Source organism: Vibrio qingdaonensis (assembly GCF_026191675.1).
Classification (GTDB): Bacteria; Pseudomonadota; Gammaproteobacteria; order Enterobacterales; family Vibrionaceae; genus Vibrio; species Vibrio qingdaonensis.
The window spans coordinates 12,552-24,973 of sequence record NZ_JAKRRY010000019.1; the positions used below are offsets into that span (position 1 = coordinate 12,552).

Consider the following 12,422-nt stretch of genomic DNA (forward strand, 5'->3'; position numbering starts at 1 on the left):
GAGTTGATGTCGGAATCTATTCATGTGGATGTGGCGATTTTAGGTGGCGGACCTGGTGGTTATACTGCGGCTTTTCGAGCGGCGGATTTAGGGCTTTCGGTGTGTCTGATCGAGAGCAGTGAAACCTTAGGGGGAGTTTGTGTAAATGAAGGATGTATTCCTTCTAAAACACTCCTTCATGCTACGTCCATGATTACAGAGGCGCAGCATGCCCAGGCCATAGGCGTATCATTTGGAGACATACAGGTAGACATTGATGCGATGCGCAGGCACAAAGTCTCGACCGTTGACGCACTGACCAGTGGGATTGCAAAATTAGCGAAAGCAAGGGGTATACAAAGAGTGAAAGGCACTGGTGTGTTTAAAACTAAACATTCATTGCAAGTGACTGGTGACGGCGGTGTGAGTGAGGTGACTTATGAGCATGTTATTATTGCTACAGGCTCCCAACCCGTTGAAATACCGGGAATGCCAAAGCATTCACGAATATGGAACTCCACTGACGCACTTGATCTCACATCAATCCCAACCCGTTTATTGATTATCGGTGGGGGAATTATTGGTTTAGAAATGGCTCAGGTCTATGCGTCTCTCGGTTCCGAAATTACCATTGTTGAATCGGCGGAACAAATTGTACCAGCGGCAGACAAAGATGTGATTCAGCCATTACAAAAAAGTATTAAAAAACGTTACTACATACTCACTCGCACCAAAGTCGTTGATATGGTTGTAGAGAGTGACGGCGTACTGGTCACGATGGAGGGTAAAAAGGCACGAGAAGCTCAGACGTTTGATGCCGTGTTAGTAGCGGTAGGGCGACGTCCCAACACAGCGGCCATTAATCTAGACGCGTTAGATATTTCTCTTGATGCTAACCAGCGAATTCCTGTCGATGAAGCGATGCAAACGACACGACCGGGGATCTATGCCATAGGCGATATTGTTGCAGGTCCAATGCTAGCTCACAAAGCAACACATGAAGGCAAGGTCGCAGCGGAAGCGATTGCTGGTATTAAAATATCGACCAAGCCCACGTTAATTCCATCGGTGGCTTACACATCTCCTGAGATTGCCTGGGTTGGTTTGACAGAAAAAGAGGCGAAAGAGCATGCGATTGAATACGATCTTGGCAAAGTTCCTTGGCTAGTGAGTGGTCGAGCACAAAGCGTTGGTGCCGCTAATGGTATGACGAAAGCGTTGTTTGACAAAAAGACTGGCGCATTACTTGGTGCGAGCATTTGTGGAGAGAATGCAGGAGAATTAATCCATGAAGCCGTAATCGCAATGACGCTAGGTGGTCGAGCGAAGGATATCGCTCATGCGGTCCATGCGCATCCAACCTTGTCGGAAACCTTCGCATTTGCTGCAGAGCTTGTCGAAGGCTCGATGACGGATATGCTACCGCCTCGTAAGCGTTAATAGCGGTTTTGTTGTTGATTGGCGCTGTGTCCTTATATTTGTGTCACCCTATCGAGTATCGATGACAAGTGATTGAGCATAAATGTTGACGCAGCTGCCATATCAGCACGATAGTATTTGAACTACCTAATCAGACCAGTTACTGTCATTAATAACAAAGCATTAACATTTGGTGGCAGTATGCATTTTGATGAACTCTTAGAACAAGCGACACAGTGTTCCCTGAATGATGGATCAATGACGATCCCCTCATCTTGGGGACAGGGAAGGACGGTATTTGGTGGCGCGTCAGCCGCGATCTTATACGTTGCCATGCGATCAAAATTAAATATCGATCGTGCTCTTCGATCACTGAATACCAATTTTGTTGGGCCTTTGTTAGTTGATGTGCCGTTTCACTTTCAATTCGAAGTATTACGAGAAGGAAAAAGCGTTTCGCAGATTTGCGCGCGGCTGATTCAAAATGAACAAGTCGTGGTATTTCAACAGGCATGCTTTGGCGTGGATCGTGACTCTCAGATCAGAGTTAAGAATTCAGACAACCATATAATGCCTGAACCTAATGAATTGTCGCTCTTTCCTGATGTCGCGAAAGGTGCGCCAAACTATACTGCACATATCGACTTAGCTTTGGCTCGTGGCCATTTGCCCTTTACAGCAAGCAAGGACTCACATTCCTATGGCTGGATGCGTTTTAAGCAAGCTCCGCAAGAAATAACCGATGCCCATTTGATTTGTTTGGTGGATGCATGGCCGCCTGGTGTGCTACAGATGATGGATAAACCTGCCCCCGCGAGTACTATGATGTGGAATTTAGAATTTATACATCCTCATCAGTCTGTGGGTGTGGAAGATTGGTTTGCGTATCAGTCACATACACGTCAAGCGGCGCAAGGATATGCACATGCAGAAGCGAACGTGTGGAATCATGTTGGGCAACTGGTTGCGATCAGTCGCCAGAGTATTGCTGTCTTTGACTGAACAATAATGACAACTTCAGTGAGTGCGAATTCGTAACCCAGTGATCAGCCTTAATTTTACACTGTAAATATGTGGTCACTTGGCTTTGCATCCATAAAACGGTACGCAGTGCTGAGTACCGACATGACATTTCTCATTGTCCGGTACGCGACACTTGTGCTTCAAAACAGCTGGCATAAAGAAAGACGAATCTCACGCTATGGTGTTGAAGTTCACATAGAGGTTGGTATCCTAGCCGGCTAGTTTTCACTATCAACATATCCCCCCTGCATTAGGTTTAAAGCCACGCGTGTTGTGTTCTCCCCATTTTATAATTTAGAGGTATATATTTATGGCTATCGGTTTTGATTATGGAACGGCAAACTGCTCCGTTGCCCATATTATCAATGGTTCAGTACAGCAAATACCTTTAGTTGGAGATGACTGTTATATCTCATCGACCCTCTGTGCCCCTACAGCCGAAACGGTATCAGAGTATTTGTTTCGTTGCTTAAATATACGCCCCGCAAATGAGGTCGGAGATGCTGTGCTGCGTCGTGCAATTCAAATGAACCGAGATGAAGGAATTGAAGTTATCCCTTCAGATGTTTTATTTGGGCAGCAAGCACTGGATCTTTACTTAGAGGATCCCAAAGATGTCTATTACATTAAATCGCCGAAGTCTTTCTTAGGAACCATTGGATTGCGCGATATGCAGCTGTCATTTTTTGAAGATTTGGTTTGTGCAATGATGGCGAATGTAAAGCATCGTGCTGAAGCACGCCTTCAGCAAGACCTCACACAAACTGTTATTGGTCGCCCAGTTAACTTTTTGGGGCGCGGTGGAGATGCATCCAATGACCAAGCTGAAGCGATATTATTGCGCGCGGCTAATCGAGCAGGCTTTAAGGATGTTGCGTTTCAGCTTGAGCCGGTAGCGGCTGGATTGGATTATGAATCAACACTGTCTGAAGACAAGAATGTTTTAGTGGTTGATATTGGCGGTGGAACAACGGATTGCTCATTTATTAAAATGGGGCCGAGTTGGGCAGGGAAATTAGATAGAACGGGTTCTCTTATCGCTCATACAGGCCAGCGAGTCGGTGGTAATGACTTAGATATTTATATCGCCTTTCGCCGCTTGATGAGTGCTTTTGGTATGGGAACAAAGCGCCATTCAGGGCTTGATATACCCGTTACTCAGTTCTGGAACCCAATCGCTATTAACGATGTTCAAGCGCAAAGAAAGTTCTATGCCCATGAAAACATGAAAGAACTCAAAATGCTGCTGAAAGAAGCGAAAGAGTCAGACAAAGTGGCTCGCTTGGTGAAGCTGCATCAAGATACGCTTGGATATGCGGTTATTAGAGAAGCAGAAAAGGCGAAGATTGCACTTGGAGAAGCAGATCAGTATCGCGTTTTCATTCAGCTAATTTCTGAGCAGGTGGATGTAGATATTACGCGAAGTGAGATGGAGAGTGCGATAGACAACCCGAAGCAAAAAATAAAAGCATTGGTTGAAGAGGCGGTGAAACAGGCGGGCATACAGCCTGATGTTGTTTTTATGACTGGTGGTTCTGCGCGATCATCAGTACTGCGTCAGGCAGTGAACGATATTTTGCCAACGACGCCGTTAGTGGCTGGTAATTACTTTGGTTCGGTAACGGCGGGTTTAGCTCGTTGGGCAGATATCTGCTTTAAGTAGATAATTTATTCAAGTAGATAAGTAGATACATCGTTTACGACTCCTCAGTGAATATTTACCATCATTTGCTGTTACTCTCAAAGTAATAGAAAGCTGGTTTATTATTATGGCGGCTTGGAAAACGACGCTCAATGTAGGAAAGTAATAAATTTTATATGAATCATTGTCGGAAGTTTCTGATATTTAAATGCAGACAGATACCCCTTTAGTGTTAATTGACTCTACGTGTTATGGGGCAAGGTCGTTACGGCTAACTCGATGTAATTATATGATTTTTAGGTAGTTCGAGGAATGTGACACAGTTCGAATAGTTTAATATATAACCGGAATAAATGTGCTGATACTCTTGCGGTAGGTCACGTTATGCGCATAGAATAAAAGCGACTCTCTTAAGCCGAGGGTCACCTAGCCAACTGACGTTGTTAGTGAATGACTATTGTTCACAGTATTATGAGCCAATCACGATGTGTTGTGATTGGCTTTTTTTATTGTTTATTATCTAGAATGTGCGGATGACTCAATAAAAAACAGTTACATCACGAGTGATGAAATAACGCCGATCACACCACCAAATATCCCTCCCCAAACCACTAGCCATCCAAGATGCTGCTTAATTAGATTTTGTACGATCTCTTTGACTAACTGTGGGGTTAACTCATTAAGTCTTTGTTCAATGATGGAATCAATGTTGTCTTTCACTTCGTCCATCATTGATGGTGACTCAAATTGCTCAACCAGTGCTTGTTTTACCGAATCACTTTGAGCAATATCTGCCATTGCCGCTTTCATTTTTTCGACAAACGGCGCTTTTAATGGTTGTAGTGCTTCCGTCCCGCCAAACATCGCCAGCATTCCCCCGAATTGTGAATGCTCAATGACATCGACAAGAGAATCAAACGTTGGATTGAAGTCCACTTTTTCAATGACTGGCTCTAAATCCAGAGAAAGCCCAGTCCCCACTTCTTGTTTTAGAAATTTATCAATATTACTGTCAGTAAAAAACTGCTCCATCATGAGGTTTTTGATGGCAACTTTAAAATCTTCAAAGCGCGCAGGAATAACGCCAGATCCGTAAATTCCCGGTATTTTTTCAAATAACATATGAATAGCTAACCAGTTGGTTATCGCACCTGAAAAGGCAAACAGCCCAGCATAGAGAAGAATTGAATTGTCGAGTTGGTAGCCTGCACCGAGCAACCCCAATGCAATGAGGTTGGTGATCATACTTTTGTTCATGATGTTCGCTTAAATGGATGATTAACAAATATGGCAAGGATTTTAAAAAAAAACGGCGACGATAAACAGTAACTTCTTGCGGTTAGATTGAGATTAGAATGAAACTTGCTATATCAAGTTGGCTGATTGACGAATATTTTTAATCTTTTCAAGTAGTACCGATTTATTGAATGGCTTAGAAATATAGTCATCCATTCCGCTTTCTGAGCAGCGACGTATGTCTTCATCGAGCACGCTAGCGGTCAAGGCGATAATGGGCGTCTTTGCCATATTGTATTGGCGTTCATACGCTCTAAATTCAGCAGAAGCGGTAAAGCCATCTTTAACCGGCATCATGCAATCCATCAATACGGTGTGATACTGATTAGTTGGATCACAAAGGTAGTCTAAAGCCTCTTGACCATTATTTGCTATATCGACCTCATACCCAGATTTTTTTAACAATAATGAGGCGACTTTTTGATTCACTTGGTTATCTTCAACAAGCAAAATAGATAACGATGCTGTGTTTTCTCCTGTTTCAAAAAGTGGTAAGTGAACTGGGTCGTGAGATAAGGAGGCGACAGCATCGATATGAGGTACGTGATTACTCTTGTTCATGCTTGCTTCTTGCTGTCTCTGATTTAAAGCATCGTGTTGGGTGTGAGCATTTGTCAGGGTATCAAGAAGTCGTGCACCAAGTAATGGGAAAGTAATGAGTCCAGACAGCACGGTTTCGTATTCTGTTTTTGGGGTAGATTGGCGCTGAACTAGAATTAACGGATTAGCAGGATAAGTGGTCGTCATTTGTTGTAGATCATCAATCGCATTTCGATCATTGGATAAACAATAGAGGATGGTCACCCCATCAAGACCCTGAGCCGGCATGTGTTTAATTGAAGTAAATTGATGTGAAATAGGTAAGGAAAAGTGCGCCATCTCTAAAGTCAATTGATCCGCCAGTTCCTGCTCATTGTTAATAATGCAAAACTGTTGGAGAAGTAGACTATTTTGGGCTGGAGGTAGTGGTTGTACGACAGCAGAATCAATCTCAAAATGAAACGTACTGCCATGATTTTTCTCTGACTCTATCTCTATTTTTCCGCCCATGAGTCCGACAAGTTGAGATGAAATCGCAAGTCCTAAACCCGTACCGCCAAATTGTCGAGTGACGGAGCTATCTTCTTGGGTAAAAGGCTTAAAAATGGCCTCTTGTTTGTCTTTGTCAATCCCGATGCCAGAATCACTCACTGCGATCATTAATCGGCATGTTTCATTTTTAATAGGCGTGACGTGAATGGTCATTTTTACAAAACCGGCCTGCGTAAATTTGACGGCGTTGGACATAAGATTCATCAAAATCTGGCGTAAGCGATGATCATCAATTAACAGCGTATGTGGGAAGTTAGCCGAGAATTCAATATGAAGATCAAGATCTTTCTCATTGGCTTTAGCAAGCACGATCGCGAGCGTATCATAAGCGATCTCGCGAAGATTTGAGCGGTGCAAAGAGATCAGTAAATTTCCAGATTCAATTTTAGAGATATCCAAAATGTCATTGATTAAAATGAGCAATGTTTGAGAAGAGGTTTCGATAGTATTGAGATAGTCTCTCTGAATTGGGTTGAGATTAGAGTCAGATAAGATACCGGACATACCAATAATGCCGTTAAGTGGCGTGCGGATCTCGTGGGACATGTTGGCGAGGAAAGAGCTTTTTGCTACGTTGGCTCGCTCGGCTTCTTCTTTTGCTGCGATCATTCTATGTTCATTTTCTTGCCGCTCTCTAATAAGGGTGTTTATTTTTTGACCAAAGCGGCTAAATTCATCGTGACCGGTGGTAGAGGCGGTCACGATGTGAGAGCGACTGGAGCTCTCGATTTTTTCAAATGTGTCGAGTGTGCTGTTCAAAAAGAAAAGAATTCGGCGAGTAATATTAATACTGAGAATGAACAGCGTGATGATGAGAATAAGGGTGACGGCTAATCCAACCCAAAGCTGTTGCTGCAGGTTACTCAGGCGTTTAATCATGTCATTAGATAGTTGCTTATTAATTTGATTTGTGACTTGATTTATTAGTACTAGTCTTTGGTCAAGAGCCCTTGCCCCTGGTCCTTTATCGTTTTCTGATAGGGTGTCAAATTCAGAGTTCATAACAAGATCTCTAAAATTAATGCTATCGATAAAGGAGTTGTCGGCGAACGTATCTAACAGCAAATTGATTTGTTGTGGGTCAGCGTTGATGGAGATGAAGCGGTCTATGAGATATTGCTGCCTCTCGAACAGTGTATTTAGGGCATGACGTTGCTCGTGTCGGTCGTAAAAGTTGACATCATGGTCGCCGTGTAAATCGAAATGAATCAACCAGTTTTCTTCCGTTGCCCACATTTTTATCCAAGTAAGTAAGAACAGCGCATTTAAATGTGACTCCAACGTACTTGAACTAGTATCGACTGGGATGCCTTCTAGTTTACGGGTTATGCCCTTTAGTTGCTCAATGTTCCAAGCACTCCATTCTTGTAATTCTTCAGAGCTTTCAACCAAAGCCAGTTCATTGGATGAGGCTGAAACTTCGTCCAGTGCATTTGTTATATTGGTTGGGGTGGAGTTGGCATAAATTTTTTCGATTTCATGGCGCATACTTTGGATACTGGCGGTGAATGCTTGAATCTTTTTGTCATCGTCTTCATCAATGAAGAGGTGGTGGTGAGATGGAGAAAATCGACGATGTAATGCATCGAGCCGCAAGTAATGTATTTCACTAAGAACGCGAGAAAACGCCCCAAGAAATGCGACTTTATCGGCTAGCAGCACCATTTGTTGTTGGTTAGCATTGGTTCTCGATGTCTCCCAAACGGAAAAGCAAATAATGACAAGAAGCGGTAAAACAGCGAGCAAAATGATGCGGATTTTGATCGACATCTTATTTAACAAACCCATATCACCAATCCTTGAGAATAACCTTGAACACACAAACTTCTGAACTAATCTATGAGTAGTCTAGGATAGGAATCCGTGAGAGTGTAATGAAATGGAACAAACCGTTAATAAGGTGAAATTGGTTAAACGGCGTTTAATCAGTTGTTTAACCGTGGTGGGCTTAGCCTTGGTTGTGAGCTTATCTTCGGATAGCCGAGCATTTGCGGCTAATGAATATGCAGTGTTCACATTAAATAGCAATTTCGAAGAATTATCTCGCAGTAAAGCGAGGATGGTTTACCGAGGGAAAGCGAAATCCCTTCAAGGAAAGCGCATCGAAATATCGGATTGGCCAGAGGATTCTTCAGAGCGCTCCGAGTTCTACCGCTATTTATTAGGCAAGGATATTGCTCAGATGAATGCTTATTGGGCGAGTTTATCTTTTTCTGGTAAAGCAAGACCACCAAAAGAAATTGGTGATGCTTCTGTCACCGCGCTTATTCATTGGTTACAAGAGAAACCGAATAGAATTGGGTATGCACCATTAGATGCCTTACCTCAGGAAGCCAAAATTCTATACGTCGTTAGTGGGGAGAAATAACCATGAATAACAAATTGCTCGGTTTAGCCATTTCTGTCATGAGTACGCCTTCTCTTGCTGCCATCGATCTCTCAGACAACTTTTCTATTAGTGGATTCGGCTCAACCTCTTGGGCGAAATCTGACAATGCAACACCTTTGATGGTGAATCGAAATATCAATGACGAAAACTGCTATGACTGCGACACGACGTTTGGCGTACAGCTCGATTATTATCGCGAAGCATTTAAAGCCTCTGTGCAAGTGGTTAAGCGTCCACAAGACCATTGGAGTGAGCCTCAATTAGAGTGGGCGTATCTTGGGTATTCTATAGGGGACTTTGAAGTTCGAGGTGGGCGTTTACGCTTGCCGGTATTTTTAGCTTCTGAGTACTACTATGTTGGACATGCCTATACGACTGCCCGCCCGCCTGGGGAGGTTTATAACAGTATTCTTGGGGTGACCGCATTTAATGGAGCAAGTGTCACGTGGAACTTCGACATTTCAGATGAAATGCAGTTAGCTTTAACGCCCTTTGTTGGTTTTAAAGATACCAACGAAGTGGATTTGAATTCGGTTACCACGCTCAAATTTGAAACCAAGAATATGTGGGGCGCAAATGCTCAGTTAATTGGTGAAAACTATCGATTGAACTTTGCGTATTTGGATTCAAACTTTGATCAAACAGTGACATTAATGGGGACGGAGTTTCCAACAGCGCCGGATCAAAACATCAAGCTATATTCTCTTGGAGGAGAATATGACTTTGGAGACCTTAAGTTAACAGCTGAAGGTCAGAAAAATGATCTTGCTATGGCTTGGTATGGGATGGCCGCTTACCGAATGTCTGCTTTTACGCCATATGCAGTCTATGGGCAAGAGTTCGACGAGGACAATGATAAGACCGGCGCTAGTACAACGCTAGGGTTGCGTTATGACGTGCGATACAACGTATCGGTTAATGCCGAGTGGCAAAAATTTAATGCTTATAATAATGCGAGTGGTGCGTTTGTATCTAATCCTGGTGTAAATACTGACGCCAACCTCTACACCGTTATGGTTAACTTTGTTTTCTAAAGCACACATTGAGTAAAAGCGATGTGCTCTGTAAAGATTGGATGACAAAAAAAGGCCCCGACATTGTAGGGGCCTTGTTGTTTTAGCATGGAGTTGGATTATTTATCGCCATGTTCGGCAATTTTTTCTAGCCCTAAGACTAAGGCAATACCCACCAGCATCATAACAACGGCCATCACCAGTTGAGATGGGTGACCAGAGATGGACTCAAAATTAAATGGTGATAGGTTCTCTTGGATAAGTGGCACTTGCTCACCAGAAGAATTGGTTCTCCAAGAAATGGTTTCTTTCCACGGCCAAAGCTTAGGCAGTGTACCTAACATTAAGCCTGTCAGGAAAACCAAGGCGAAGTCACGGAAGCGTTTTAGTAACCAAGAAAGGACGTGTGAGAAGCTTAGTAGGCCAACCAAACACCCTGTCGCAAAGATTGCCATTACGTCGAGCTGTAGACCCTTCACGGCACCAAGTACCGGCGTGTACATCCCAAGCAGCAATAGAATAAAGCTGCCAGAAATACCAGGAAGAATCATGGCACAGATAGCAATCGCACCAGCAAAGAAGATGTTGATATTAGTCGGATCCATTTGCGACGGTTGCAATACTGTAATGCAGTAAGCAAAGGCGACACCAAGAGCTAGACAAACGAAGCGTGATATTGTTTTTTGTTCAACTTGTTTGAGCATGTGGTAGACCGATACCAGAATCAAACCAAAAAAGAATGACCAAACCGGAATTGGGTGGGTTTCTAATGCCCAAGAGATGAACTTCGCAAGTGTAAGAATTGACGTGAGAATCCCGCCAAATAACGCGATCAAAAAGAAACCATTGATGTGATTGAATGCCGCTTTAAATCCATCGCGTCGCCAGATGCCAAATAGGCTTGGGTTCACACGACGAATGCTTTCTAGCAGCATGTCATAAATACCGGTAATAAAGGCCACAGTACCGCCCGAAACGCCAGGGACAACGTCAGCTGCGCCCATAGCCATTCCTTTTAGAAAGGTCGTCAAATAATTCATATTATCTTTAAGGTTAGAAAAGTTGTCGCAAAGTATATATGGATGTGAGCGTGTATGCACCTAGAGAGTGATCTCATCTTACTGAGCGAAATAACATCAAACTATTGTGAATCCTCATACTAGATAAGCTGTAATAAACCAACTGGTTAATACTGAATTAATTAAAAATATCAGATGGTTAAGCTTGTCTATACAAGTTGTTGCCGCCCTTCTTTTGTTACGAATCAGACATATAAACGACACGTAATGTTCATGTTTTGCCGTCAGAGTATACCTAACCCGATAGGGAGGATGTGGTTGCTTAGTGCATTCATATGACATTCGTTTAGGCCACGTAGGGGCCTATGTACTGAAACTTATCTAGATAAGTAACAAGGAAAATGATGCCAGTTTATTTGGATATTGCCTCGGTGCTAGAGCAGGAAGTGAGAGCGTCCTTTCAGCCCGGTGATTACCTTCCAGCCGAATCGCAGTTAGCGCAAAGGTTTGCCGTTAATCGCCACACCTTACGGCGTGCGGTTGATGAATTAGTGACTATCGGCATGGTTCAGCGTCACCAAGGAAAGGGCAGTATGGTTGTTCGCCAGCCAAGTCAGTATCACATTCATTCTTCTACATACTTCACCAAGAATTTCATTGAACAAGGCGCCCAGCCTCGTTGCGAAGTCCTATCTTCACGAGTGATGTCAGCCCCTTTAACGGTCGCTACCCACCTCAATATTGAAGAAGGGCAGCGCATTATTCATATACGTACATTACGTAAAACCGCGGATATGCCACGAACCATCATTGATCATTATTTATCGAATGTAGATTGGTGGCCGATTTTGAAGAATTTCAAAAGTGGATCGCTCCATCAGTTTATCAAACGCGGTTTGGCGGTCGAATTAGAGCGCAAAGAAACCAATGTAGGTGCAAGAGCACCAACCAACGAAGAGTGCCGCTTACTGCAGATACCAGCAAGCACGCCAATCTTAAAAATCAAAACGAAAAACGTCATAAAAGGTACGAGCATTATTGCGGAGTTCTCAAGCTCCAATTGCCGTGCCGACGCCACAGAAATAGTAATGGAGCATTAAATGACTGCGGTGACCGAAAGATCAAAGTGGATGTCAGTATTAGCACAAAGTCGATTTGATGACTTACAGCATCATTGGAAAGCACTACAGCTGGAGGCTGAATATCAGATAGTACGCCAACCCGAGATTGGATTGACACAAATCCGAGCCAGGATGGGGGGGACGGGACGTCAGTTCAATATGGGGGACGCCACAATAACCAGAGCGGTGGTAAAGCTTGCCAGTGGTGAACTGGGCTACAGCTATATACGTGGTCGAAACAAAGCGCACGCTGAATTGGCTGCGGTGCTTGATGGGCTTTTACAAACTAAGCCATCACAAGCTCTGTTGATCAGCAAAGTGATTGAACCACTTGCCGCTATTAAGCAAGAGCTGGAGCAGCTTAGGGCAGCAGAAGTGGCTGCAACGAAGGTGGACTTTTTTACTTTGGTTCGTGGCGAAGATTAACAC

General features: G+C 43.5%; 10 protein-coding genes. 7 read left to right on the top strand and 3 right to left on the bottom strand.

The window, feature by feature from the left end:
- Window positions 1-6: 6 nt before the first annotated feature.
- The 3 genes from lpdA to yegD all read left to right on the top strand — a co-directional run bounded on the left by lpdA (window position 7) and on the right by yegD (window position 4,084).
- Window positions 7-1,419: a dihydrolipoyl dehydrogenase gene (gene lpdA, locus MD535_RS14235; RefSeq protein WP_265675690.1), complete on the top strand. Its 1,413-nt coding sequence runs from the start codon at window positions 7-9 to the stop codon at window positions 1,417-1,419.
- Window positions 1,420-1,599: 180 nt separating this feature from the next.
- Complete coding sequence (locus tag MD535_RS14240; RefSeq protein ID WP_265675691.1) at window positions 1,600-2,400, top strand: acyl-CoA thioesterase; 801 nt, start codon at window positions 1,600-1,602, stop codon at window positions 2,398-2,400.
- A 331-nt stretch (window positions 2,401-2,731) separates the two neighbouring features.
- Window positions 2,732-4,084 (top strand): molecular chaperone, encoded by a 1,353-nt coding sequence (gene yegD, locus MD535_RS14245; protein ID WP_265675692.1) that lies wholly within the window; start codon window positions 2,732-2,734, stop codon window positions 4,082-4,084.
- Between the two features lie 531 nt (window positions 4,085-4,615).
- On the opposite strand, the gene MD535_RS14250 is transcribed toward yegD, so the two are convergent.
- Together MD535_RS14250 and MD535_RS14255 are read right to left on the bottom strand one after the other, a co-directional pair.
- Complete coding sequence (locus MD535_RS14250) at window positions 4,616-5,320, bottom strand: DUF445 domain-containing protein (RefSeq protein WP_265675693.1); 705 nt, start codon at window positions 5,318-5,320, stop codon at window positions 4,616-4,618.
- Window positions 5,321-5,428: 108 nt separating this feature from the next.
- The gene (locus MD535_RS14255) at window positions 5,429-8,239 is read right to left on the bottom strand and encodes a hybrid sensor histidine kinase/response regulator (RefSeq protein WP_265675694.1); all 2,811 of its coding nucleotides are present in this window, start codon (window positions 8,237-8,239) and stop codon (window positions 5,429-5,431) included.
- 91 nt (window positions 8,240-8,330) lie between these two features.
- On the opposite strand from MD535_RS14255, the gene MD535_RS14260 reads away from it, so the two are divergent.
- The gene (locus MD535_RS14260; RefSeq protein ID WP_265675695.1) at window positions 8,331-8,819 is read left to right on the top strand and encodes a hypothetical protein; all 489 of its coding nucleotides are present in this window, start codon (window positions 8,331-8,333) and stop codon (window positions 8,817-8,819) included.
- Window positions 8,820-8,821: 2 nt separating this feature from the next.
- Window positions 8,822-9,874 carry a sulfate ABC transporter permease gene (locus MD535_RS14265; RefSeq protein WP_265675696.1) on the top strand — a complete coding sequence of 351 codons (1,053 nt, stop codon included), beginning with the start codon at window positions 8,822-8,824 and terminating at the stop codon, window positions 9,872-9,874.
- Between the two features lie 98 nt (window positions 9,875-9,972).
- Here MD535_RS14265 and MD535_RS14270 read toward each other — a convergent pair whose 3' ends face one another.
- The gene (locus MD535_RS14270; RefSeq protein WP_265675697.1) at window positions 9,973-10,893 is read right to left on the bottom strand and encodes a DUF368 domain-containing protein; all 921 of its coding nucleotides are present in this window, start codon (window positions 10,891-10,893) and stop codon (window positions 9,973-9,975) included.
- A gap of 383 nt (window positions 10,894-11,276) precedes the next feature.
- On the opposite strand from MD535_RS14270, the gene phnF reads away from it, so the two are divergent.
- Complete coding sequence (gene phnF, locus MD535_RS14275; protein WP_265675761.1) at window positions 11,277-11,972, top strand: phosphonate metabolism transcriptional regulator PhnF; 696 nt, start codon at window positions 11,277-11,279, stop codon at window positions 11,970-11,972.
- Window positions 11,973-12,419: a phosphonate C-P lyase system protein PhnG gene (phnG, locus tag MD535_RS14280; protein WP_265675698.1), complete on the top strand. Its 447-nt coding sequence runs from the start codon at window positions 11,973-11,975 to the stop codon at window positions 12,417-12,419.
- The last annotated feature ends 3 nt before the right edge of the window (window positions 12,420-12,422 follow it).